24 protein-coding genes are annotated in these 25851 nt (G+C 43.8%); 15 read left to right on the forward strand and 9 right to left on the reverse strand.

The annotated features are described in order from the left end of the window. Positions 1-380: 380 nt before the first annotated feature. The 8 genes from AB4180_RS14860 to AB4180_RS14895 all read left to right on the forward strand — a co-directional run bounded on the left by AB4180_RS14860 (position 381) and on the right by AB4180_RS14895 (position 11113). Positions 381-1574, forward strand: a complete 1194-nt coding sequence (locus AB4180_RS14860; protein WP_009844798.1) for an acetate/propionate family kinase — start codon at positions 381-383, stop codon at positions 1572-1574. A 759-nt stretch (positions 1575-2333) separates the two neighbouring features. Continuing rightward, positions 2334-4370: a TonB-dependent siderophore receptor gene (locus tag AB4180_RS14865; RefSeq protein ID WP_102250273.1), complete on the forward strand. Its 2037-nt coding sequence runs from the start codon at positions 2334-2336 to the stop codon at positions 4368-4370. Between the two features lie 225 nt (positions 4371-4595). Continuing rightward, positions 4596-6719, forward strand: a complete 2124-nt coding sequence (locus tag AB4180_RS14870; protein ID WP_102250274.1) for a TonB-dependent siderophore receptor — start codon at positions 4596-4598, stop codon at positions 6717-6719. 87 nt (positions 6720-6806) lie between these two features. Further along, positions 6807-7784, forward strand: coding sequence for a Fe(3+) dicitrate ABC transporter substrate-binding protein (locus AB4180_RS14875; protein WP_102250275.1), 978 nt, complete (start codon positions 6807-6809; stop codon positions 7782-7784). Beyond that, complete coding sequence (locus AB4180_RS14880) at positions 7781-8836, forward strand: iron ABC transporter permease (protein ID WP_102250276.1); 1056 nt, start codon at positions 7781-7783, stop codon at positions 8834-8836. Before AB4180_RS14875 ends, AB4180_RS14880 begins: the two co-directional genes overlap by 4 nt. Next, positions 8836-9807 carry an iron chelate uptake ABC transporter family permease subunit gene (locus AB4180_RS14885; protein ID WP_029225349.1) on the forward strand — a complete coding sequence of 324 codons (972 nt, stop codon included), beginning with the start codon at positions 8836-8838 and terminating at the stop codon, positions 9805-9807. The genes AB4180_RS14880 and AB4180_RS14885 overlap by 1 nt, the downstream gene beginning before the upstream one ends. A gap of 2 nt (positions 9808-9809) precedes the next feature. Then, complete coding sequence (gene fecE / locus AB4180_RS14890) at positions 9810-10574, forward strand: Fe(3+) dicitrate ABC transporter ATP-binding protein FecE (protein WP_102250277.1); 765 nt, start codon at positions 9810-9812, stop codon at positions 10572-10574. A 152-nt stretch (positions 10575-10726) separates the two neighbouring features. Beyond that, complete coding sequence (locus AB4180_RS14895; RefSeq protein WP_009844806.1) at positions 10727-11113, forward strand: hypothetical protein; 387 nt, start codon at positions 10727-10729, stop codon at positions 11111-11113. A gap of 120 nt (positions 11114-11233) precedes the next feature. On the opposite strand, the gene AB4180_RS14900 is transcribed toward AB4180_RS14895, so the two are convergent. Beyond that, the gene (locus AB4180_RS14900; RefSeq protein WP_102250278.1) at positions 11234-12166 is read right to left on the reverse strand and encodes a LysR family transcriptional regulator; all 933 of its coding nucleotides are present in this window, start codon (positions 12164-12166) and stop codon (positions 11234-11236) included. Between the two features lie 206 nt (positions 12167-12372). Between AB4180_RS14900 and AB4180_RS14905 the strand changes: the two genes are divergently transcribed. Then, positions 12373-13398 (forward strand): zinc-binding alcohol dehydrogenase family protein, encoded by a 1026-nt coding sequence (locus AB4180_RS14905; RefSeq protein WP_102250279.1) that lies wholly within the window; start codon positions 12373-12375, stop codon positions 13396-13398. Positions 13399-13549: 151 nt separating this feature from the next. On the opposite strand, the gene AB4180_RS14910 is transcribed toward AB4180_RS14905, so the two are convergent. Both AB4180_RS14910 and AB4180_RS14915 read right to left on the reverse strand, forming a co-directional pair. Further along, complete coding sequence (locus AB4180_RS14910) at positions 13550-14170, reverse strand: CIA30 family protein (protein ID WP_198592272.1); 621 nt, start codon at positions 14168-14170, stop codon at positions 13550-13552. A 30-nt stretch (positions 14171-14200) separates the two neighbouring features. Then, positions 14201-14467 (reverse strand): DUF3081 domain-containing protein, encoded by a 267-nt coding sequence (locus tag AB4180_RS14915; RefSeq protein WP_086051208.1) that lies wholly within the window; start codon positions 14465-14467, stop codon positions 14201-14203. Positions 14468-14847: 380 nt separating this feature from the next. Between AB4180_RS14915 and AB4180_RS14920 the strand changes: the two genes are divergently transcribed. Further along, positions 14848-15264, forward strand: a complete 417-nt coding sequence (locus AB4180_RS14920; protein ID WP_029223734.1) for a VOC family protein — start codon at positions 14848-14850, stop codon at positions 15262-15264. 206 nt (positions 15265-15470) lie between these two features. Here AB4180_RS14920 and AB4180_RS14925 read toward each other — a convergent pair whose 3' ends face one another. Continuing rightward, on the reverse strand, positions 15471-16370 hold the full coding sequence (locus AB4180_RS14925) for a DMT family transporter (protein ID WP_017103817.1): 900 nt from the start codon (positions 16368-16370) through the stop codon (positions 15471-15473). A 42-nt stretch (positions 16371-16412) separates the two neighbouring features. Beyond that, entirely contained in the window at positions 16413-17387 is a 975-nt protein-coding gene (locus tag AB4180_RS14930; protein ID WP_017096389.1) for a LysR family transcriptional regulator, read from the reverse strand. 100 nt (positions 17388-17487) lie between these two features. On the opposite strand from AB4180_RS14930, the gene AB4180_RS14935 reads away from it, so the two are divergent. The 5 genes from AB4180_RS14935 to AB4180_RS14955 all read left to right on the forward strand — a co-directional run bounded on the left by AB4180_RS14935 (position 17488) and on the right by AB4180_RS14955 (position 23065). Beyond that, the gene (locus AB4180_RS14935; RefSeq protein ID WP_017096388.1) at positions 17488-18840 is read left to right on the forward strand and encodes an MATE family efflux transporter; all 1353 of its coding nucleotides are present in this window, start codon (positions 17488-17490) and stop codon (positions 18838-18840) included. A 235-nt stretch (positions 18841-19075) separates the two neighbouring features. Further along, positions 19076-19321, forward strand: coding sequence for a hypothetical protein (locus AB4180_RS14940; RefSeq protein WP_009844815.1), 246 nt, complete (start codon positions 19076-19078; stop codon positions 19319-19321). Between the two features lie 399 nt (positions 19322-19720). Then, positions 19721-20725 (forward strand): response regulator, encoded by a 1005-nt coding sequence (locus tag AB4180_RS14945; protein ID WP_012600962.1) that lies wholly within the window; start codon positions 19721-19723, stop codon positions 20723-20725. A gap of 1 nt (position 20726) precedes the next feature. Further along, positions 20727-21164: a PAS domain-containing protein gene (locus AB4180_RS14950; protein ID WP_009844817.1), complete on the forward strand. Its 438-nt coding sequence runs from the start codon at positions 20727-20729 to the stop codon at positions 21162-21164. Between the two features lie 857 nt (positions 21165-22021). Next, on the forward strand, positions 22022-23065 hold the full coding sequence (locus AB4180_RS14955) for a GMP reductase (RefSeq protein ID WP_009844818.1): 1044 nt from the start codon (positions 22022-22024) through the stop codon (positions 23063-23065). Positions 23066-23152: 87 nt separating this feature from the next. On the opposite strand, the gene AB4180_RS14960 is transcribed toward AB4180_RS14955, so the two are convergent. The 4 genes from AB4180_RS14960 to AB4180_RS14975 all read right to left on the reverse strand — a co-directional run bounded on the left by AB4180_RS14960 (position 23153) and on the right by AB4180_RS14975 (position 25789). Next, complete coding sequence (locus tag AB4180_RS14960) at positions 23153-23599, reverse strand: DUF2079 domain-containing protein (RefSeq protein WP_102250281.1); 447 nt, start codon at positions 23597-23599, stop codon at positions 23153-23155. 178 nt (positions 23600-23777) lie between these two features. Then, entirely contained in the window at positions 23778-24224 is a 447-nt protein-coding gene (locus tag AB4180_RS14965) for a hypothetical protein (RefSeq protein WP_017096315.1), read from the reverse strand. A gap of 568 nt (positions 24225-24792) precedes the next feature. Continuing rightward, on the reverse strand, positions 24793-25263 hold the full coding sequence (locus tag AB4180_RS14970; protein WP_017096313.1) for a hypothetical protein: 471 nt from the start codon (positions 25261-25263) through the stop codon (positions 24793-24795). Between the two features lie 85 nt (positions 25264-25348). Continuing rightward, on the reverse strand, positions 25349-25789 hold the full coding sequence (locus AB4180_RS14975) for a DUF2079 domain-containing protein (protein WP_102250282.1): 441 nt from the start codon (positions 25787-25789) through the stop codon (positions 25349-25351). Positions 25790-25851 lie beyond the last annotated feature (62 nt).

Raw genomic sequence — 25851 nt, forward strand, 5'->3', positions numbered from 1 at the left:
TGCCCGAAGGGTTCGAGCTGGGCGCCCCCGCAAAAAGCGTTTTACTCTTTGTTGAGGGAGATTTGCTTAGAATGACTAGGCTACTTCCCCTCGCCGCGATTAAAACGCTTTTATCTCGAACAAAATTTAACCTCGAAAGGTCAACACGCCCTAGTGTGAGCAGTCCTTTACTTCGTTTATTAACCAACTGTCATATTCAACTATTTTTTAATTTCGCTCTCGAAATAAATAAACTAATGACTCAGATCAACTTAATTGTGTTCATTTGGTGCTTTTTGCAAAACAAAAGTTGAAAGATTCAAAAATTATTGAATAATGGGCTTAACTAAAATTGAAGTAAACACTTCATCCAATTCGTACTGAAACAGGATCCATATCCAATGTCTAATTCGTTTGTTCTGGTTATTAACTCGGGTAGTTCATCCCTAAAATTTGCTGTTATTGATTCTGTTTCTGGTGAAGCCGTATTGAGTGGCTTAGGGGAGTGTTTTGGTCTTGAAGATGCTCGTATGAGCTGGAAGTATCAAGGTCAGAAAACTGAAATTGCCATTCAAGGTGAAGATAACCACCACAAAATTGCCATTGGCAAACTGGTTGGGTTGATGGAAGATCTAGGCTTCACTGCTGATATAGTGGCTATTGGTCACCGTATCGTTCACGGTGGCGAGAAGTTCACTCAAACGGTTCGAATTACTGAAGAAGTAACGAGTGAGATTGAGAGCCTATCTGACCTAGCTCCACTGCATAACCCTGCAGGTGCTATTGGTATCCGCGCTGCGATTGAAGCTTTCCCTTCTTTACCTCAATTTGCTGTATTTGATACGGCTTTCCACCAAACAATGCCACAACGTGCATTTACTGGTGCAATCGCAAAAGAACTATACACAGACTTCGGTGTTCGTCGTTACGGTTTCCACGGTACGAGCCACTACTTCGTTAGCCGGGAAGCTGCGAAAATGGTCAACAAGCCAGTTGAACAAGCTAGCTTCATCTCTGTTCACCTAGGTAACGGTGCATCTGTATGTGCTATCAAAGACGGTAACAGTGTTGATACGTCAATGGGCTTCACACCGCTTTCTGGCCTTATGATGGGCACACGTTGTGGTGATTTAGATCCAGGTATCATCGAATACCTACTTAAAAAAGGTTGGTCACAAGAGCAAGTCTTTAATTCTCTAAACAAGGAGTCTGGTTTCCTTGGCGTGTCTGGTCTAACGAGCGATGCTCGTGGCATTCTAGAAGCGATGGAAGAGGGCCACGAAGGCGCTAAGCTTGCTTTCGAGGTGTTTACTTACCGCGTTGCTAAATACGTTGCTTCTTACCTTGCAACGCTAGACTCTTTAGACGGCATCATCTTCACTGGTGGTATCGGTGAGAACTCTCTACCAATTCGCCGTGAGATCCTAAGCAACCTTAAGATTCTTGGTTTTGTTGAAGACGTAGCAGGCAATGAAGCCGCTCGCTTTGGTGCAGAAGGCATCATCGCTAAGTCTGAAATGTTAGACGCGGTAGCAATGGTTATTCCAACCAATGAAGAATTCGTAATTGCTCAACAGTCGGTAGAACTTCTGTAATCCAAGCAGCCGCTTAATAAAATATAGACAATGTGAAAGCGAGCCCTAGTGGCTCGCTTTTTTTATTTTCTTGTTCGGGATGAGTTGTAGTAGATCTGCTTGTTACCTGTCTCCTCTATTCGTTATCGAAGGAGAAAAAAGGCTACGAATGTAGCCTTAGAGTCATCTTGTATCGAAGCCCGCACCACTCGAGGGTGATACGCGCTATGACGATGTCGTAAGTTATGTCGTTTTGAGGGGAATGCTCGTTAGTTGAATTCCCCGTTTCTGCGAGAACGCTAAAAGACGAGAATATGGCATGCCTTCTTTGCTAATCATGTTTGTCAGTCAACATAGGCTACTGAGCTTGGTTCTTTGTAGATACAATCAACTCCAGTCACATTTCCGTTGTTGTCTTGAATTATTGAACATTATTTTGAGGTGTGACCAGTTAATAGGCACGCCGTACTAAAGGGTATTAATCCCATCCGTTACCTGGCTCAAACCTTTATTTATTTGCTGTCTTTCTCCCTATCGAAAAGTCCTTTTTCTAAGTATTCCCAACCGTCGAACCTCGTTTTTACCTACTTTTATACGACATTATCCAATGTCTTAAGAGGCTTGTTCTTTTTATGATTTTGTTTTTATTGATTATTTTGTAAATAGCAATGTTGCATATCGTGCTGGAGGGGTAGGCGGTAAAATATATATTGCAAATATAAATGATATTTGTTCTTATTCGCGTCCGTTGTGATTTATAAACTAAACCGGAATTAGAATATGAACGTTAGATTGGCTTTCACCCCTCTCGCCTTGGCAATTGGAGGTGCATTAACCACAGTGGCTACCGTGTCGAATGCAATGGCTTCAGAAGAAGTAACGGTGGATGAAACCGTGCAAGTTATTGGTCATCAGTACGAAGGCTACGCGGAGCACATGCCGCAATCGGGTACCAAAACGGATGTCGAATGGCTCGATGTCCCACAAGCCGTTTCAGTGGTCACTAAAACAGAGATGGAAGACCGTGGTGCGGTCCGTTTAGTGGATGCTCTTGATGGTGTTGCTGGTGTCAATAATACCTTAGGTGAAGGCAGTCGAGATCAGTTCGTTATTCGTGGCTTTGATGCACTGAATGACATGTATCGTGATGGCATGCGTGATGATGGAACTTTACAGTCGTATCGAAGCCTATCCAATATTGAGCGTGTTGAAGTGGTAAAAGGCCCTGCAGGTGCTCTGTATGGTAGGGGTTCTGCTGGCGGCATCATTAACTTAGTCACCAAGCGAGCGAATGGCGACAATTTTACCAATGTGAACGGCAGTGTTGGCAGTAACAGCCAATTTGTAGGGCAGGTGGATAGCTCAATGGCGTTTTCAGATAAGGTCAATGGACGTATTAACCTGGAACACCGACAGGCTGATTCGTATGTTAACCATGTCGATTCGAATGATTTCTTTATCGCACCAACCATTCGAGTGCTGCCAGCTGAAGGGCATACCGTTGACTTAGATGTCGAATATGCACACCAAGAGCTGGTGCCATATCGTGGTGTTCCATCCAAAAATGGCAAACCTGTCGATGTCTCTGAGAGTTCTTTCTACGGTGGCACTAACGATTATCAAGAGTCCGATAGCCTGCGTGTTGGCATTAATTATGAGTGGAGCTTGAATAGCGAGTGGGTATGGACAAACCGAGCTGCATACAATCATATCGAACTTGAGCAAAAGGGCACGCGTCAAGGTACTGTGGCGGGAGATAAAGTTTCTCAAACCGTGAACAATTTCGGTTATGACCCTCGAACCACAACGACGATGCAATCCGAATTAGTGTGGGAAACCGATTCTAACCAAATGATGATTGGTGCGGATTATAACCAGATCAATATCGATTTAACGCTAGCAAGCGATAAAACCTTACCTCCGAAACACATCTATAATCCCGTCGTAGGAGCAACGCCTGATCCGGGTTTCAAGCCTTTCCGTGATAACACAACGACGACGACGGGTATCTACCTTCAAGACGTTTACACCTTGGGTGATCTATCGGTGATAGGTAACGTGCGCTATGACTCTATGGAACTTGAGCAGCAAAAAGCCGGGAAAGCCCAAGAGAAGCTAGATGATAACAAAGTGAGCTACCGTGGTGGCTTGGTCTATCGTATCAACAACGATATGTCGGTATACGCAAGCTTAGCTCGTTCGTGGCAATTGCCTTACTCCGGTATTTATATCAACCCTAAACTGGCTGAATTCTTCCATACCGATCTAAAAGAAGTGGGTGCGAAAGCTTACTTACTCGATAACGCTTTGATGCTCAATGCCGCTATTTTCCAAATTGATCGAGAACAACCACAAACCAATATTAATGGCGACGTTATCAATAAGATTGAAGCACGTCACCAAGGTATTGAACTGGAAGCTCGCGGTCAGATTACAGAGTTGTGGGATATTTCAGTTGGTTATAGCTACTTAGATGCAGAAGATAAAGATACAGGTAAAAAGCCGAATGATGTATCCGATCATCTGTTCTCACTCTGGAGTACTTACCAATTATACGAAAACTGGCGTTTGGGCGGTGGTGTGAAATACGTAGGGGACCGCTACGCAGGTAACAATGAAGCCGTCGCATTAGGTGATTACACCACTGTTGATTTGATGGCAGCGTACACCACGGGTCGTCACAAAGTTCAAGCGAACGCTTATAACGTACTTGGCGAGAAATACATTCTCGGGGCAACCAGTGGTAAGTCGGGTACTAACCAGATTGGTTACGGAGCGCCAGCTGAATTCATGCTCAGCTACGGCTATCAGTTCTAAAAGCGAGTTCTGCTCGAAGATTTAGTTTATTTCTAAGCGTTATTACGTTTCTAAGAGCTAGTACGTGATTAAAAGCTATTTCAACAGAAAAAACTATTGATTTGTTCGCTACGAGTGAGTGAACAGTTGGCCTCATTTTGAGGTCGTTTAGCCCAATGGGTCAAAGCGTTGGCATAACTTAAAAGCACAGCCTTTGACCCTAATTTGCCTACTTAGGAGATTTTCATGCCTTACCAGAATTTGGATGGTAAACCCCACGCGCAACATAAACTGCGCTTGACCGTACTTGCAACAGCCATCGCTTCAGTGACTTCCATGAGTGCATTCGCTGCGTCTGATCCGCAAACGACGACCATGGAAACGGTTGTCGTGACGGGCAGCTTGATCGGTAATTCAGAATTAGAAGATGTGAAAGAGTATCCGGGAGCGCGTACCGTTCTAACTAACGAACAAATTAAAAAGACTGGCGCACTCTCTATTGATTCAGCATTTCAAAGTGTACCGGGCATTAAGGTTCAAGACGAAACGGGCACGGGTGTATTGCCTAACATCTCGGTGCGCGGCTTGAAAGCGAGCCGCAGTGGTCATGCTCAATTTCTAATGGATGGTGTACCACTGACTCTTGCGCCTTATGGTCATACCGGACAATCTATTTTCCCAGCAACGCTATCTATGCTTGACCGAATTGATATCGTACGTGGTGGCGCTGCTGTGCAGTACGGGCCAAACAATGTGGGTGGTGTGATCAACTTGGTGACTAAGCCTATTCCACACCAATGGCAAACTGAAATCAGTAATCGCTTTACGGTATTTGAAGATGGTAATACACCACTGAATGACTTTTACCTACGTACCGGTGGTTGGTTAACCGATACGCTGGCACTTCAAGTGGAAGGTAACTTCCTAAAAGGTGAAAGCTTCCGTGATCATTCAGATACAGATGTAAAAAACTTCCAAGCGAAGTTGCAATGGTTACTCAGCGATACCCAGGAGCTACAAGCATTCGTTCAGCGTTACGATGCCGACACCCAAATGCCGGGCGCTTTATCGCCAAAAGATTACCAGAAAGATCGTACTCAATCGAAGCGACCATATGACGAATACAAAGGCACATCAACACGTTGGAGCCTGAAGTATTTGCATGATTTGAATATTGCAGATGGCGCAGAGTTAGAGGTTCTGACATTCGGTCACCACTCTGAGCGTTTCTTCCAATGGGGCTTTAATAGCGCAGGCGGTCACTGGGCTGATCCAGCATTACCATCAACAGATATTCGCACCTCACCACGTGAGTTCGCTGTTTATGGTGTGGAACCTAAGTTAGCGATGTACTTTGACGGTAATACGGTGACGCAAAACTTGATTGTGGGTGCTCGCTATGTAAATGAAGATATCGATTACAAGCTAACGCAAACGCCAATTGCTGGCGGAGTAACAAAAGTGCCACGTGATTGGAACTTGAATACCGATGCATTCGCAGGTTACATCAGCAATGAAGTTGGCCTGTTTAACGACGTGCTAAAGGTTACTCCAGGTATTCGCTACGAATCGATTGATATGACCTTTAATGATAAGGGTAAAGCTCAGAGTACAGACAACAAAGTGACGGAGTGGTTGCCGGGCTTAACCGTGGCATACCATTTAACTGAGCAATGGGTTGGGTACACCAATGCGCAGAAATCTTTGCGCGCACCACAAATCGCTTACATCCGAGGCAAGGGTGAAGAGGGCAGTGAGCTAGCATGGAACTACGAGTTGGGTGCTCGTTACAATCAAGATTCAACTAGCTTTAATGTCGCGCTCTACCGCATTGATTTTGAAGACCAACTCCAATGGCAAAGCGGAACACAGACCTTTGATAATATTGGTAAAACGCTTCATCAAGGTATTGAGCTCTCAGGTCGTTATGTTCCGCAGGCTATGCAAGCTCTGAGTTTAGGCGCGGGTTATAACTATTTGGATGCGACGATAGAGGCAGAAGGTGCAAACAAAGGTAAGCAACTTCCTTACACATCTGAGCATCAACTTAGCTGGGATGCGACTTACGCCTTTAGCAGGGTAGATACGACCTTATCTGGTTACTATTTCAGTGAGTCTTATTCTGACAATGCCAATACCAGTGCTGAAGATGCAACGGGTGCGAAAGGCAAAGTACCTGCTTACATGGTATGGAACTTAAACCTAGGCTCAGACTTGTATAAAGATGAAAACAGTAAGTTACGTATGAATGTTGCAGTGAACAATTTGTTTGCTGAGGACTACTACTTCCGCGGTATTGATACCAGTCCGGTTGGCCGCTATCCAGCGCCAGGGCGTTCATACACTTTGGATCTGAACTATCAGTTCTAATCGGTAATTGATTAAAAATAATAACGAATATAAGTCGCCAATATTATTGGCGACTTTCACGGTTCTAGTGTTTAAGGAAAAGTAAATATGGAAAACAGTTCTCGACTTTTATTTTCGAATCAATGGCTGCTGCCGAACGGACTGCTGTCATTCAAAAGGCATTTTTTATTCAGCAGGATAGCGATAACCTTAGCTTTGTTGGCTTTAAGCTTGTTCTCATTCTCCAGTTCAGCAAAAACGAGGATCATTCAAGATGAGCAAGGTCAGTTTGAGATAGCGACTACCCCGCAACGCGTTGTGGTGTTGGAGTTCTCATTTGTCGATGCGTTAGCTGCGGTAGGCGTGTCTCCGGTTGGTGTTGCCGATGACAATGATATTTCGCGAGTGATTCCGGCGGTGCGTGAATTAGTGCAACCATGGGAATCGGTTGGGATGCGTTCGCAGCCTAGTCTAGAAGCCATTGCGGTATTAAAGCCCGACCTGATCATTGCCGATGCAGAGCGTCATCGTACGGTTTATCAAGATCTACAGCGAATCGCACCAACTCTGCTGCTCAAAAGCCGTGGAGAGACTTATCAAGAGAACTTGGAATCTGCGCTTAAGGTTGGTATCGCCCTCGATAAGCAATCGGCAATGGAACAAAGAATTCACCAACATCAACAAGCCATGGTGGAATTTAAAAGTCATTTCTCGCTTAAACAAACTGTCCAATTTGCTGTCGTGTCGGAAAAAGGAATGTGGCTACATAGCCCTGCTTCTTATGCCGGAGGTGTACTCACCACATTAGGTATTGCTAGCCCAATAGTGGAGCCGACAGACAAGGCGTACTTACCAACCAGCTTTGAGTTGTTGTTGAAAACGAATCCAGATTGGTTGCTCCTTGGTGCTTACTCAGATCCAAATATCGTTGATGATTGGCAGAAAAACCCACTGTTTAATGTCTTAACATCCGCGAAGAATCAACAAGTGGTAGAAGTGTCACCAGCACTATGGTCATTGAATCGAGGCATGTTGGCCGCGGAACAAATGGCGAAAAATCTAGAGCAGATCTTGGATCGTTCATGAGTTCGATGTTGCTCTCTAGAGGTAAGCGACGTTCGCTTATAGTGTCGTGGCTTACGGTATTAGTGTCGTGGCGAGTCACGTTATTTACGGCTTTAGTGTCGTGTTTGGCGATGTCTGGTTACGTGGCCTCGATGCTAGGTTGGTCGAATTTCTCCCTAACATTGAGTGACTTAGTTCACTATTGGTTTGCGTTTGATGAGAGCAATATGACTCATCAAATATTGGCGACACTTAGAGCTCCAAGGGCTCACGCTGGGTTATTGATTGGTGCAAGCTTAGCCGTCGCCGGACTGTTGATGCAGGGATTAACACGTAACCCACTTGCGTCTCCATCAATTTTAGGTATTAACGCTGGCGCAGCCTGTTTTATGGCTTTAGCTGCGATAGGCATACCTGTGGTGAGTGATTTAACCCCGATCCTTAATGCTGTTCTTGGTGCATTGCTAGGCGGTGGTGCTGTGATGCTCCTCGGTGGCTTCTTCTCCGAACGTTCTCATCCGTTACGTTTGGTTTTAGCGGGTATCGCCATTACTGCTTTATTGATTGGGTTAACTCGAGCAGCGTTGATTCTAGCTGATGATATGGCTTATAGCGTGCTGCATTGGCTTACCGGTTCATTGTCTAGCGTGGATGAGGGACAGTGGCAACAGCTTTGGCCGCCAGCAGTGATTGGTTTGGTGTTGGCTGTTAGCCTTGCTCGTAACCTCAACTTATTGGCGCTTGGTGAAGAAGTGGCTGTGGGGTTGGGCAGTAATATCCGGCTTACTCGCCTCATGAGTGGATTGGCTATCGTGTTGCTTGCGGGTGCCAGTGTCGCTATCGCTGGTCCCATTGGCTTTGTAGGATTGTTGGTTCCTCATTTGGTTCGGCCCATGGTTGGGCACAATTACCATCTACTGATTCCTATCTCCGCAATGGCAGGTGCAGCATTAGTGTCTTGGTCAGATGCGTTGTCACGATCGATTGCTTTCCCGACTGAAACGCCCGTTGGTGTTATTACAGCCCTACTTGGGACACCTTGTTTTATTTTGATTGCGACGAGGAGATCTTAATGCACCATCACACTAAGATAGTTTTGTTATCAGGGATTCTCATATTAGTGGCATCTGCGGGCTTGTTTGTCGGTGCTGCGTCACTTTCTATTCCTCAAGTCATCGAACATTTGGTCGCCTTTTCCAGTGACGACTTTGTTATCCATCAGTATCGGCTACCACGTATGTTACTCGCGATAAGCGTGGGCGCAGGGTTGGGGCTATCCGGCGTATTAGTGCAAGGTGTGATACGTAACCCGTTAGCATCGCCTGATCTTATGGGCATTAGCGCCGGGGCAGGGCTTGCTGCGACTGCGAGTTTAGTGTGGTTCCCTAATGCGGCAGTTAGCGTACTGCCTGTGGTGGCGATGTTCGGTGGGGTATTGGCTGCTGGGCTGATTGCGCTATTGGCATGGTGGTCAAGGCCAACACCCGCCAAGTTGGCCTTGATTGGTATTGCAGTGAGTGCGTTTCTGGCGAGTTGTATCGACTTCTTGCTTGTCACTAACCCCATCGAGATCAACACTGCGATGGTATGGCTAACTGGCAGCCTCTGGGGACGAAATTGGCAGCAAGTTCCCTTTATTTGGGGAGCATTGCTCTTGTTGTTGCCAATGGCATTTTGGCTTGCTTGGCGATTGGATGTGATGGGGCTTGGTGAGGAAAGTGCCACCACATTGGGTACTAAGCCAAAACAGATACAAGCTCTTGCACTATTGGCCGCAGTGTTGCTTGCCAGCGTCAGCGTTTCAGTGGCTGGAACGATCAGTTTTGTGGGTTTATTAGCACCTCACTTAGCGCGCTTGTTGTTTGGGCATAATCATAAGTTGTTAATCCCGGCGTCTGCTCTGGTGGGTGCGATTCTGGTTACTTGTGCCGACGGCTTGGCAAGAGGTCTACAACCACCGATTGAATTACCTGCAGGGGTACTTACTTCTGTCATTGGCGCGCCTTATTTCATCTTTCTTCTCTATCGTTATCGAGGTTGGTAACCATGCTAAAAACGCAAAATCTTTCCGTCGCGTACGGCAAACAAACGATCATACCGAACCTTTCGGTGTCCATCCCAAAGGGAAAAATCACAGCCTTAATTGGACCCAATGGATGTGGTAAATCTACCTTGTTAAAGACGTTAGTCAGGATCAATAAGCCGGTGACAGGAGAGGTGTTATTTGAAGACAAACCGTTGTCGAGCTATGGCGATAAAGTGCTCGCGCGTTCGTTGTCGCTTCTGCCGCAAATATTGGTCAGCCCTGAAGGCATTTCGGTCAGAAAACTGGTTGAATATGGCCGTTCTCCTTATGTGTCCCATTGGGGAAGGTTAGGGCAAGAAGACCAAGCTATTGTCGAACAAGCAATGCATGATACCGGCGTACTTGAGTTTGCTGATAAACCGATTGAGTCACTGTCGGGTGGGCAGCGTCAAAGAGCATGGATAGCGATGATAATAGCGCAAGACACAGATGTCGTGATGTTGGATGAACCGACCACTTATCTTGATATGTCTCACCAAGTTGAATTAATGAACTTGATGCAGCAGATGAATGACAAGGGAAAAACGGTGGTGGTTGTGCTCCATGATCTGAACCAAGCGAGCCGTTACTGCGATCATTTAATCGTTTTGGAAAGAGGTGGTTTAGTGGCTGAAGGCACCCCCGATGAGGTCATGACCGAGACATTGCTGAATGATGTTTTTGATCTCAAAGCGAGCGTATTTCGTGACCCTATATCCAATACGCCGATGTGTGTGGCGATTTAAGCAAATAGCCGATGATTAAAGTTGTCAGTATGGCTTGCTGTGCATCTGGTTAAAATAATCAGAGCGAATCAATTTTTGGTGTTGATTGAGATAGTATTTTGCTATAAAACGCGCATAATCTCGCTATACAACACTTAAAGAAGAAATTACCTATGACTACCTTTCAATACTACTTTCACCAACTACCTTGCTTCGACTGTAAAAAAACGACAGTAAGTACTGATCTTGGTTGGTTAACGCCTGCGATGAAAGATACTGCTCTAGAGCAAGTGACAAAGACACTTGCGGAAGGTGAAGTTACGCCTGATCTTTCAGCAAATGTGGTTTGTACCAAAGACGAAGCTCGCGAGTATCTATTACTGAATTTCTTCGGTTATTCAGAAGAAGAGTTAGCGAGCGGAATTGAAGCTGATGATGAGCAAGAAGTCGCGGATGAAATTGCAGAACTTCTAGAAGAAGGCCAAGATACAATCACCTTCGAACATGAAATTGCGCTTCAGTGCTGTGCTGATTGCGATGTTGAAGAAGAGTCAAACTAAGCACTCGCATTTAAGTATTAGTATTAATGTAGATACATCCATTAATACAGGGTGATGTTCAAATGAAGAAAGGCGTTAGTGGCTTAAAAGTTCACTAACGCCTTTTTTATCTCTAGATCGCTAAGACTTTTGAGTATCTATAATGCTTTGTTTGCTCAGTTGAGAAAGGATCTCTGCGGTTTTCTCGCGGAATAAATCTCTTAATAAGCGAACCGTTGGTGTGATGGATTGACGACTAGGGCAGACTAACCACAACTCGGTTGGTGTTGGTTTAAATTCAGGCATAACTTTAACCACTTCGCCCGAAAGCAAATGCTTCGACATATCTAAACAAGACTTTATCGCCAAGCCTTTACCGGCAACACACCAACGTCTAACAAGGTCAGCATCGTTCGATGCACGATTCCCTTTCAGCTTCACTTTGTGATCCTGCTTACCATCGTTAAACACCCATTCGTCTTGCAACATATCATGCAGCTGATAAAGCAAACCATTATGTTGAGCTAAGTCACTCGGGTGTTTTGGTGTTCCCATTTCAGCCAAATATTCAGGAGCCGCACACAATATTCTCGGCACATCGCAGATCTTGAAACCATACATGTTGGCGTCAGTAGGGGAGCCATAGCGAAGCGCCATATCAACGGAGTCACGGTAAAAATCGATATTACTGTCACTGATGCTCGTTCTAAGTGATGCTTTAGGGTATTCAAGCAAGAACTCATCTAACCAAGGTGTGATGAGGTTGCGGCCTAGATCCGATGAAAGCGCAATGCGGATTTCTCCATCGAGAATACCAAGCTCTTCGCGCATGCTGAGCTTGGCTTGCTCTAATATTTTCAAGGCCTGTTCACACTCAGGTAAATAGCGTTCGCCTGCTGAAGAGAGCCTTAAATGGCGAGTGGTTCTTACAAACAGTTCAGCGCCTAGTGCGGCTTCAACTCGTTTGACGGCAGCACTCGCGGTAGCAGTACGCATGTCTAGGTTGGTGGCTGCTGCGGTGATGCTGCGAAACTCCGCCACTTTTAAAATGACCTGTAAGTCTTCAAGAAGCATCTTATCTACCTGTGTTTGATAATGTTCTAAACATTGTATTGAAATCTTTGCTAATCACAAAGCGGGTTAACCCTTATTTGCCTCTTCTAAGCTAACTTTATACGCTTAATTATCAAAATATATTTGAAAATCATTCAAATGTTAGACGGTTTATCTAGAGTGAGAATTGACTAAGATTAACTCGTCTAATTCAAGGAGAAAGCACAATGTCAGTACCATCAAAAATGAAAGCTATTGGATTTACTCAGTCATTTGCGATTACAGAGCAAGACAGTTTATTTGAGTTTGAAACGAGTCTGCCAGAACTAAAAAATAATGACTTGCTGGTAAAAGTGAGCGCGACTTCTATCAACCCTGCTGACGCAAAAATTCGTATTCGTAGTGCTAAGGATAAAACACTCGAACAACCTAAAGTGCTGGGCTATGACGCAGTCGGTGAAGTTGTCGGTAAAGGTACAGACGTTGAAGGTTTTGAATTAGGTGACCGTGTTTACTACGCTGGTGACGTCACTCGCATGGGAGCTAACGCGGAATACCAAGCCGTTGATTACCGTATTGCGGCGAAAGCACCAAAGAGCCTTTCTGATGAAGCTGCTGCTGTGATGCCGCTAGCGACACTCACTGCGTGGGAAGCGTTGTTTGACCGCTTGCGTGTTCGTCCTGAAGAGCAAAAGTCGATTCTGATTATTGGTGGCGCTGGTGGCGTAGGTTCAATCACTATTCAATTGGCGAGCCAACTGACTAACCTGACTGTCATTGCGACGGCTTCAAGACCTGAAACCAAGCAGTGGGTAAGGGATATGGGTGCAGACCATGTGGTGAATCACCGTAACTTGGTTGAGTCTGTGCGCGAGCAAGGCATCCAGCATGTCGATTACATTTTTAATGTCGCGGATACCAAAGGGCACTGGGAATCGATGGTGGAGCTGATTGCACCACAAGGCATGATCAGTTCGATTGTGGAATTCGATGGTGGAATTGATTTGTCGGCGCTTCAAGGTAAGTCTGTCGGTTTTGTGTGGGAGCTGATGTTTACCCGTTCACTGTTCAACACAGACGATATCCAGAAGCAACAAGACATCTTATTCCAAGCTGCGAACTTGATTGATGCAGGCCGCATTAAATCGACACTAACGACGACGTTGAATGGTTTTAGTATTGAAACTCTGAAAGATGCGCACCAACGTATTGAAAGCAGTACGTCGATTGGAAAAACAGCCATTAAATATTAATAGTTAATGATTTAGATCTTTGACGGTTTGAAGCATTGATCTTTTGAACGCTTGAATAGAAAGCCCCTGATATCTATCGCGAATCGGTAAGATATCAGGGGCTTTTGTTCGTCTGTGGTTTATTCAGACTTTACCTTATTCCAACAAAGCGTTACTCCGTTTCTTGCGAGGTTTTAAATTGAATCTGAAGTAAGTTTAGCTCGAAGTGCAGAGGCTGTTTATCTGCAATCAAAAAGCCGATCTGTTTAATGTGTTGAGCTTTAAGCCCCGGAGCTTCGTTGAGTAACCGACCTCTAAACACCGCTTGAAAGTCGTTTAGTCGGAAGATTTTCTTGAGTTGTACACCTTTAATTGTCTCAAAGTTGTGCTTGTAGTTGGTCCTGTTTCCATCTATCCATGTTGTGAACCTTAATTGGTAAGTACGACCATCACCCACAAACGTCAACTCTACGCTGTCCGTTTCAGAACTTAGTGTTTTAACAGAGCGATTGATTGAACTGAAGCCACCATTGTTCTCTAACGATAGCTCGCCCTTAAATTGACTCGTCTCGCCATCATGAATAAGACCGCCTGTTGAGATGCCGCCCATCACATTGTCGTTGGTCGCTGTCCAATTCTTCTGTTCGTTCGCTTGTGTAAAATCAATCATATCTATTCCTGCTACAGATACTTGAGACCATAAAAAAGAAAGGCTGAGTATTAGGCACAAAGAAGCGATTCGTTTACGCAGTAAGTGCGTTTTAAAGTCAGTTTCGTGCATGATTTTCTCCATTAGTTGCTAGGGCGTGTTGACCTTTCGTACTTATGGAGAAGGCTCTGTAGCAAGCATAGCCAAACAATGGTTTATGAAGTCTTCATAGTTCGACGCTTTGTCGTATTCGATTTTTAATGAACCGTGGAACATCAGGGTTACCGTAACGTCTCTGTAGCTTAGCCAACAGGTGTAACCGTCGTAATCGTGCCAAGCAAACATCTCACCTAATTGATATTTATTGTCCAGCTGTTCGCCCGTTGAACGAAGGTAATCGAACACTCTGAGAAATTCTTTGATGGTAATTCTGCTGTCCATGTATCACTCCCGCTACGCAGTCGACTAAAAAATACTAAGTGCTTGTATTTCAATTAACTACGGTTTGGTTCTGCATTGCGATCACTGAGGGGAGGCCTGTATACAGCATCCATTTCATCGGCTCACTTTGTGGAAGGTGTAGTTTGGATAGAACACCTCCCATAAAGTCACTGGTATTAAGTACAAAGAACATAATACGAGGCAAGAGAGTTACATTGGATTAGGTCGTCTAAACTTACAGTTTGTATGTAGTCAAAGCAGAGCCATTTGGACTCTAAAGACGTTCTCGAAAATAAACGTAAATTAGTTCTTTACCTCAACTTAACTTGAGGTATTAGGATATGCAACGTTGCTTAAGAGAATACTTTAAGGAGAGAAGAATGATCCAACTTGAACATGTAAATTTAGTGGTTAAAGATATCCCAGAGATGCTGACTTTCTATAAAGCAGCTTTCCCTCACTGGTATGTGCGTGATGAAGGGCAAGGCGAATGGTCTGGCAAGCCACGTAACTGGCTACATTTTGGTGATGAATATCAATACATCGCGTTGAGCGATCACGGCGAAGGAGAAAACAGAGATTTGGCTGGGCATTCTGTCGGTCTCGCACATTTTGCTTATGTAACCAACAATATCGAGAGCGTGATTGAGCGCCTTATTGATGCGGGTTTCCCAATAGCCAAACCCGGCGCCGACGAACCTTATCGCAAAAACGTTTACTTTGTTGATCCAGCGGGCTTTGAAATCGAGTTTGTAGAATATCTGAGTGATGATCCCAAGCTGCGCAATGCCACGTAGTAGAACTCGCAATCGAGTTGGTGTACTAGAGCTAGATTGTTTGAAATAAAACGTCTAAGAAAGGGTGCTAGGAAGACTCACAGAAAAGGGCATTGTGGAATATTCCGCAATGCCCTTTTTAGATCTATTAGCTGATTGGCTAACTGATATTTACTCTGTTAGTCGCTTAGTCGCTTAGTCGCTTAGTCGCTTAGTTGGTTACTTAGCTACTTAGCCTTGAATGGCACTAACAACTGTTTGCCAAACACGTTAATGAGTGCGCCCGTGACAATTAGACCACCACCTAGGTAAGTCCAAACTGATGGAATCTCATTGAAGATCCACACGCCTAACAGCGCTGAGAATACGATTTGAACGTATGAGTAAGCCGAAGCTTTACCGGCAGCTTGAGTTTGCATCGCTTTGGTTAAACCGTATTGACCGATCTGAGTGAAAATCCCGACCAGAACCAACATAACGGTTAAGAATAAGCTCGGCCATACAAAGTCGTTCCAGATCAGGGCTGTTGAGATTGGAAGAGCAACCAGCGGGAAGTAGAAGATGATCACCGAGCTATCTTCAGTTTGGCTAAGCTTTCTCACAATTACATAAGCAATTGAGCTACCAAACGCGCCCAATAACGCCACCATAATGCTGAACATGGGTAACTCGCTGTTTACGCCACTGTTCATGCTTGGTTGTACCATCACCAGCAATCCCGCGAGGCAGAATGCAATGCAGATCATGGTCGACTTTTGCACGCGCTCTTTTAAGAACAACACGCCAAGCAACGCAGTAAACACGGGATGTACGTATTGTAGAATGGTTGCTTCTGCTAATGGCAAGGTGGTGACAGCGTAGTAAACACACATCAACGCCGCAGTACCAACAGCACCACGAACAAACAACAAAGGTTTGTTATTACCCCAGATCGAGATGCCTTTTCGTTTCACATCGATATAGCTGATGATCAAAGAGACCAAAGCCCTTGCTGCAACAATTTCAAATACAGGTATACCGTAGTTGCTGATGTATTTCACACAAGCAGACATCAGTGCGAACCCAAAAGCGGAGAGGATCATGAACCTAACCCCAACAGGGATCATTGAAACAGAGAAAGAAGGCATAAAAATATCAATCGGGTGAGGGAAGGGGAATCATAGCTTAATTTAAGAGAGTCGACCAAAGCCTTTGTCTTGCTCTATTACACCAAACCATTGATATTGCTGTGCGAGTGATTTCAGCAACTCGATCTCTTTTGCTGTCTCTTCCCTCAGCCATTCAATAAGGTCATTGATGATAGGCGTGTGTGTACGCTGGTGCATGAAGTAAGTCCAAGCACTGTGTTGAATCTTTGCATCCTTAGGGCAGTACAAGAAGCCCCGTTGTAGATCCTGCAAAACCAACAGTAAATCCGTCACCGTGACCCCTTCACCCGACAAGCAAGCACTGAGTGCCATATCCAAAGACAAGAAGCTGGTATTTCTAACGGGCTTTTTCGGCGGGGACTCGACATCAGCAAGCCACACTTTCCAGTCGTGATGATCTAAGGTTGGGTGGAGCCTTGGTAAGGTTAATATTGAATCGAGGTCAGTATCTTGGTTCGTTAAACTAGTCGAACAGACCGGCGCCATAAACTCTTCACGTAAGAAGGTGATGTTAGGTGCCTTGTCATAGCGTTTTTTGAAGCGTGTATGGAAGATCAGTAGGTCATATTCGCTGCTGTTGATCGATTCGTCTTCCTCAATCACAGGCACAATGACGATTTCATAATCTTGATAACGCTCGTTTAATTCCCGGACTTTAGAGATCAATACGCGCGTCGCGAAACTCAAAGTCGCTTTGATCACAATACGTTTCTGCTTTGGCTCACCCCAAGAAGCAATAACCGTTTCGACATTGGCATAGCTTTCACGTAAAGCCACGTACAAATCGTGACCATGTTCTGTTAGTTCAATCGCTCGATGCTTACGAATAACCAATGATGCGTTTAACTCATCTTCAAGCTGTTTAATCTGACGGCTGATCGCACTTTGTGTCACATGCAGTTCATCGGCGGCCAACGTAAAGCTCATCAGCCTTGCAGCAGCTTCGAAGGCTTTTAAGCCATTATGGGATGATGGCAAGCTAGGATATGGGGTCATAATTCGTTCGCATGAGTTTATGGAATGTTAGAGTCGCAAATTTATCAATTGAACGCCAGCTTCATCGATCGTATTTTGGGCGAAATTACCTGAGGCGCTCATGAAAAAAATACTCACACTTGCATTCCCTTTGATCATTTCACAGCTGATCTCTATGGCGTTAGTCCTTACTGATGTTTGGATGATGTCGCGTATCAGTGTGTCAGCCCTTGCGGCTGGTGGCTTAGGCGCCTCTATCTACTTTTTCATCTTTATTATTGCGAGTAGCACCGTGGGGTGTGTCGCGAACTTGATTGCGATCGCTTACGGTCAGCGCGTAGCTCGCCCTGAGTTTGGTAATACACAAATCAGATTGGCGGTGAAAGGCGCAACCATGTTGGCATTCGTGCTCAGCGTGACCTTAATGGCCAGCTTCTGGTTTGCTCCGTTGGTATTAGAAGCAGCCAAACAGCCACCAGAAGTGATCACTTTAGCCATGGAATATGTCCATGCTTTGAAGTGGGTGATGTTGCCTTCGCTTATCTTGTTGGTACTGCGTGGATTAACCAGTGCGTTTGGCAATGTGCGTTCTATTCTTGTGATGTCTATTATCACCGTAATTCTGAATGTGCCAGTGAGCTATTTCTTAACTTTCCAATTAGACATGGGTTTAACTGGTTTAGGGTTAGGTACGGCTATCGCGGCCTTTATCGTGATGGTTGGATACACGGTTTGGGTATTCAAGCGTGACGAATTCAAGCAGTTCGCCCCTTGGTTAAACACAGAAGAGTATTCAATCAAATTAATGAGCCCTTTATTGATGATGGGTTTGCCTATTGGGCTCGCTGCATTACTTGAACATGGCTTGATATACGGCGGAACTCTGATGGCGGGGACGATCAGTATTGCTTCTCTAGCACTGCACCAAATCCTACTGCAATGCTTAAGCTTTACTTGGAACTTCAATTTCGGTTTCTCACAAGCTGCGGCGATTTTGGTTGGCCGTGATTTCGGTGCGGGTAACTACGAAGGCATCAAAAGAACCTCGATTCTAAGCTTTATATTGGTGTCGGTGTTGAGCGTAGCCTTATCTGCCGTGTTCATCATCTGGCCAGAAATGATCGCGTCTATCTTCAAGTTAGACGATGGTACGGGCGCAATGACTTCGCTATTGGCCTCTGTTATTTGGGTGGTTGCGTTGTGCTTTATTGTAGACGCTTGGCAGTTATTGGCGATTAACCTGTTGAGAGGGATGAAGATTGTCTCAATGCCAACCGTAATGACAGCCATTGGTTACTGGGTATTTGGTTTGCCAGCGGCTTGGTATTTGATGTCTAAGTTTGAATTGGCAGGGATCTGGGGCGGAATCGGTGTTGGTTTAGGTGTGACAGGGATTCTGCTGCTTATCCAGCTGATGTGTGTCATTCAAAAGAACAGTAAGTCTCCGGATCTCTCGACTCATGCTTATTCGTGATCTGCTTGTGATGCTCGCCTTTACCATGGAACCTTGAACGATAAACTTTGTAATACTGACCAAGAACTATAAATTACCAGTTACCAATTTCTAATTACCAACAATGGGCTATAAGCTAAAAGCTAAAAGCCCTGAATTGCGTACTTCGTAATTTAGACCTTGGTCTTACAGAAACCGAGCGTAAAGGTGGCTAGAATGATTTAAGTCGCTCACCGTTTTATCAAGGAAAATACAAATGGAAGTTGGATTGTTTTGGGCTGAGAAAGGAATGCTAGTACTTGGTGCTCTGTTTGTTTTGACGAGCATGATGCAGTACGGAAGACGCAGTAGTGATTGGAAAGGCGTGATTACTATGTTTTATAAGCGTATCCCAATGAATATTGCGGAATACAAATGGTACCGTTTGGGCATCGCTTTACTGGTGTTTGCTGTGGTTATTCGTTTCGCATTACTGATTCTATGGCCTACATATCAGTTTTAGCTCCCTTGTACTCATTATGTAAAACGGATAAAAACGTCAACCTGATAAACGCGTAGTAGGCGATCAACACGAACAGTTGAGCAACATGTATAGTTGAGCAAACATGTATGGCTGTTGCGTGAATCGGCAAGTCGAGCCTTAGTAGGCTACTTATTAAGGCTTTTATTCTATAAATTATCGCAGTCATTTCATGAAATAGTGCAATTACTTTATAAAAAGGCTTATTACTATCTCTGTAGCATATTGTTTTTCATAAAGAATAATCAGAGATAATCGAATATCCGCTTTTCCCATCAATCTGACTAATAATCTACATATAAATTCATTCACCCCGTACCTGATACGATAATGATCTGTTACACTCCTCGAAATTAGCTTTAATTTGTCGGTGGTGCATTTATGTCGTTCCCAGTTCTTATATGTGATGATTCTGCATTAGCAAGGAAGCAGATGGCTCGATCACTGCCTAGTTCTCTAAATGCAGATATAACTTTTGCTGTTCATGGGCTTAATGCACTTGAAGAGTTAGCTCAAAACCAGTTTAAACTGATGTTCCTCGACTTGACCATGCCAGAGCTAGATGGCTATGGCACATTGGAAGAGATGCAACGCTTAGGTGATAACACACCTGTTGTCGTTGTTTCCGGTGACATCCAGCCAAAAGCGCAGCAGAGGGTCATGGACCTTGGTGCTAAAGCGTTTTTACAAAAACCGATCGATAAAGAAGCCTTAAAAGGCATTTTACGTGAACTTGTTGAGCCGCCAACACAGCCTCAGGTTGTTACCCCTACCGCTTTAGATCTTCCAATACTACGCAGACGCGATATCTACATGGAAGTGGCGAACGTAGCAATCGGCCGCGCCGCCGATGCGCTGGCGCGCCATTTTGATGTATTTGTCCATTTACCACTACCGAACGTGAATATTTTGGAAGTGAGTGAATTGCACATGGCACTTCGCGACTTAGCAGACAACGACCAAGTGTCGGGTGTTTGCCAAGGCTTTAGTGGAGAAGGTATTGCAGGTGAAGCGTTAGTCTTGCTGAGTGATTCCAGTGTGAGCGATCTTAAAAAGCTCATGAAGGTGCCAACAGAAAGCGAACAGTTAGAAGAATTAGAGCTGTTGATGGATGTGTCTAATATCCTTGTGGGTTCATTCCTGAATGGGTTAGGTGAGCAGTCAGAAGTTCGTTTCTTCCAGAGCTCTCCGGTGTTGCTGGGTCAACACATCTCAATCGATTCCGTTATTGAAAATACCGGCGGCTCATTCAAGAAAACGATGACTTTCGAAGTCAGCTATAACATAGATGGCACTTCAATCCGTTGTGACCTTCTATTCATGTTTGTTGATGAATCTTTGCCACTTCTAGATAATAAATTGGCCTACCTAATGGAGGAGTTTTAATATGTTGAATCTTCCTGCTGAATTTGAACAGTTCCACTGGATGGTGGACATGGTTCAGAACGTCGATATGGGGCTGGTGGTTATTAATCGCGATTTTGAGGTGCAAGTTTGGAATGGCTTCATGACTCACCATAGCGGTAAGCAATCACATGATGCTATCGGTAAGTCGATCTTTGAGTTATTCCCTGAAATCCCAGAAGAGTGGTTTAGGCTGAAAACCAAGCCAGTCTATGATTTAGGTTGTCGCAGCTTTATTACATGGCCACAAAGACCTTACTTGTTCAAGTGCCGCAATGTTCGCCCTGTCACTCAACAAGCTGATTTCATGTACCAGAACGTGACGCTAAACCCGATGCGTTCGCCTACTGGACAAATCACGTCATTGTTCTTGTCGATTCAAGATGCGACGGCAGAAGCGTTAAGCGCTCAAAAGAATTAGCACCTGTCTTAATTCGATACTCATAGCTTGTAAAGAACAATTCAAAACATCGAATAAAAATGGCTAAGGTTAATTACCTTAGCCATTTTTTTTGTTTTTTATCTTCCAACCTAATCTTCCCCCTAGCTTTTCACGTTAACCAATTCTCTTTTTCCATGCGCTTTACTGAATGTTTTAGGTTAAATCAACGAAAGGGCAGCCACGAAATGTGCTTTCGGCGCGGCAATGCTACGGGTGAATAGAAAGTGGATTTATAAAGTTTGAGTTTGAAAGCTTCATTTAATGGAGTGCGAGGGCTGAATTATCAAACCCAAGTGAGTATTGGCCTCTAGATTGAGTCGTTTTCACTCTACTTTTCCAAGTGACCGCAAAACAGAAACGTCACGAGACTGCCCAATTTGGTCAAAAACCGATAAAAATTAGAAAAAAATCGAATTTATTTATGAAAAAAGGCATTTTTTTGTTGGAGAAAAGTGTGGTTTTTATGTGATTTCGAGGCACTTTCCTCACATATTTGCTTTGTGAGGGGGATATTACGTAAAAAAGGGAGGAAAACGATTGCGCAATAAACCAACAGTGTTTGCGTGAATGGTTCGCTAAGTTATTAATTAGTAAGAATTTAGTGGGAAAGTGTCACTAGAGGAGTTTTAGCAGGTATGGAATCTTTGAGAGGATAGCATAAAAAAAAGTGAAATATCAGACTTGCTGTTACTAAATCACGACCTATAATGCTGAAAACCGGAGCGTCTGCCAACGCTCCGGTTTTTTTGTGTCCGAAGAAAAGTAAACTCGTCTGCCAACGGTTTTACTACGCATTTCGCGAGAGACACATAATTTTATGAATCAAGGAAAACACCATGCGTATCGAACAAGAACTTAAGTTAGGTTTCAAAGATGTACTCTTCCGTCCGAAGCGTTCTACCCTTAAAAGCCGTTCTCAAGTTGAATTAACCCGCGATTTTACATTCAAGCATAGCGGTCGTCAATGGTCTGGTACTCCAGTAATTGCAGCTAACATGGATTCGGTAGCAAGCTTTGAAATGGCAGCTGCTCTAGCAGAGCATGGTGTTATGACTGCAGTACACAAGCACTACACAGTAGAGCAGTGGGCTGAGTTTGCTAAAACAGCAGACAAGAAAACTCTGAACAACGTTTTTGTATCAACAGGTACATCTGAAGCTGAGTTCGAGAAAGTTAAGAAGATCATGGCGCTTAGCGAAGAGTTTGTATTCATCTGTATCGATATCGCTAACGGCTACTCAGAACACCTAGTTGAGTTCGTACAAAAAGTACGTGCTGAATTCCCGACTAAAGTTATCTCTGCGGGTAACGTTGTAACGGGTGACATGGTTGAAGAGCTAATTCTAGCGGGCGCAGACATCGTTAAGGTTGGTATCGGCCCTGGTTCTGTTTGTACTACACGTGTTAAAACAGGCGTAGGTTACCCTCAACTTTCTGCAATCATCGAGTGTGGCGACGCGGCACACGGCCTTGGCGGCATGATCATCGGTGACGGTGGCTGTTCATGTGCGGGTGACGTATCTAAAGCGTTCGGCGGCGGTGCTGATTTCGTAATGCTAGGCGGCATGCTAGCTGGTCACTCTGAGTCAGGCGGTGAAGTTGTAGAGCAAGACGGTAAGCAATACATGAAGTTCTATGGAATGTCTTCACAGTCAGCTATGGACAAGCACTCAGGTGGTGTTGCTAAGTACCGTGCTGCGGAAGGTAAAACTGTTTTACTTCCATACCGTGGTTCAGTTCACAACACAATTTCTGACATCCTTGGTGGTGTACGTTCAACTTGTACATACGTAGGCGCAGCGAAGCTTAAAGAGCTAACTAAGCGTACGACTTTCATTCGTGTACAAGAGCAAGAGAACAACGTATTCGGTAAAGAGTAATCTGAACGAGTTCGAATAGTTTGAAAATCAAGAGCCGCTTTTGCGGCTCTTTTTTTGTGTGGTTGTTAGACAGCTCAATACGTATCGTTATTTTCTGCAAAGTGATGGTTCAACGGCAAATTTCTTACCAAAAAAAGGAAGGTAAGACGTTGGAATACCAGAGCATGCTTTGAGGCCTGCCTCTTCATACTTTGACTCGTAAATCGAAGGGGTCATGAATGTTAAAACTAAAGCAATCCCGGCTAATGCTATTGCTGAAAGAGGTAAGGCTCCACCATACCTATCTTCCCAGCGTGTTTCGGTAAATATGAAATATGTTCCCACTATAAAAAATACAAGCATTATTAACCCTATAGGAATTAGGGCAAGATCAAATCGAGAGTATACAGCGACATCACCAATATCTTCATTCAGTGAAATGATATTATTGATTCCAAAGGCTAGGCTTACAAATGACAAAGTTAATCCAATAAAAACTGCAGGAATAAACTTTGAGACTCTTTTGAGTTTGTTTATCGTACTTCTAATGTTCATAATTCTCTTGGTAAAAGCTCATTTAGTGAGTTTTTGACGAACGTTTTAATTTCAGTTTCTATTACTTCTTTGCTCGTTTCGAGCACTCCAGATACTAACATCGCTGCCAAATCAATAACGCTGTCTTAAACTTCTTATATTTTTGCTCGTCAAATGTTAAGGCTGCAAAGTTTAGCCCTCATTTCTTGCAAAGAGATGGGTCAATAGCATATTTCTTTGCAAAGAAAGGTAGGTAACCTACAGGTGTACCAGAGCATACTTTGAGGCCAGAATTTTCGAAGCGTGACTCGTATATTGATGGTGTGATTAGTGTTACTAACACAGATAATATGAATGAAATCATTATACTGTAGCTAACAGTATTCCCAGAAACGTCATCAAGACGTGTTTCTTTTACTACAAAGTAAACGGCAGCCACGAACAATGAAGTCAAAGCACCAGCTATCGGAATCATTGCTAAGTTAAACCGATAATATACCTCTACATCAGATACTTCATTTGAAAGAGAGAGGAGTTCGTTAATCCCAATGTATAAGCTAACAAGGGCTAGGAACACCACTAAAACAGCCCCAATAAATAGTTTGTAAACTCTTTTAATTTTTTCTAATGCTGATTTAAGGTTCATAATGGTTTCAAAACTAATTCATTTGGTGGTTTTTTGAACATGTTATTTTAACCTTTACTATTGGCCTTTACATAATTCTGGAGAGATTACATAAGTTCGATTTGAATACCTCAATGTATTTGTATTTTTACTTGTGCATTCAATATAGCCTTCTAAATTTTTCTGGATTTGATTATCAGTCATGTAAGTAAAGATCGGAGCCATGATTATCAAAACAAATAGGATAGATTCTCGTTTAGAATGGGGAGTGGTAAGTTGAAAATGAGAGCTAGTGAACCACTTAACGAAGCCAGAGCAACGAAAAAAACACCATATGTGGAGCCAATGTTCATAATTCCATCAACTTTAACCACATCACCAACTTTTTGAACCATGAGTATGTTTTGGTAGCTAAAATAACCGGATAAAATGATCGTAAAAACTATAATTAACAACTTCACGTACTTGGTCATAATGCAGCATTCCTTAAAGCGTCTGACATTGAATAGCTGTAACCGTTAATGTCCTGGATGTAGTCCTCGGCATCTTCTTTTGCTTTATTTTGTGTATAGCCTGTTATAGCGTCTTTCTATTCCTCGAAAGCAACATTAACAGCTTGACCAACAAAATATGATACGGCTACAAATAATAAACCAGCCCCTATAATTGACACTGTAGCTATACCAGACAATAAAACAGCGGTTACAGTCGCCGAAGCTGCTAATGCAACGATACCCTTTACAATATCTTGTGCAGAGCTGCCTATAAACTGCTCCAGGGTAGCATCATCTCTTAAAATGTAGTCGACAGCATTGCTTCCTAGTGAAAATGCGACTTCTAATCCAGTATTTACCCGAACAAAGCTTTTAAACGCCTGAAGATCCCTGATACCTAATCCCATTTTTATCACTTGAGGGTTATTCATTTTCCATTTGTAACCACTCATAATTGTTTGTTGATGGAAGCGGAAGTTTTTAATGATAAACCAATCGACGTTATGTAAGGCATCAGGAGAAGAAAGAGCGCGTGGAACAGCAGCAATTAGCGCTGGACTAAACAAAGACTCCTTTTAGGGGGCTCACACAAAGCCACCTTCTTTAGAAGGTGGTAATTTACTTGCTTGTTAGGCAGCTCAATACGTATCGTTATTTTCTGCAAAGTGATGGATCAGCTGCAAATTTCTTACCAAAAAAAGGAAGGTAAGAAGTTGGAACACCAGAGCATGCTTTGAGGCCTGCCTCTTCATACTTTGACTCGTAAATCGAAGGGGTTATGAGTGTTAAAATTAACGCAATTCCGACGAATACTAATGAAGATAATGGTAGCACTCCACCATATCTGTCTTCCCAACGTTCCCCTGTAATAATATAGAAAATGCTTATAATGGTCATTACAAGTGTAAAAATTCCCATAGGAAAAAGGGATAAGTTGAATCGTGAGTATGTTTCGACCTCACCTATAGGTTGCCCAAACTCTAAAATATTTAAGCATCCCGTATAGAGTGCGTACACAGTGATAGTCGCAAAAATTATGACTCCTGCTACGAGGGTGCAAACTCTTTTAAGTTTATTTACAAAGGATTTCATATCAGCTTGTATTCGTTCTTTGTTCGTGTCGAGGCTCTCGCGACCAACATTGAAGCTAAATC

Source organism: Vibrio sp. 10N.286.49.C3, assembly GCF_041469545.1.
GTDB lineage: Bacteria > Pseudomonadota > Gammaproteobacteria > Enterobacterales > Vibrionaceae > Vibrio > Vibrio tasmaniensis_A.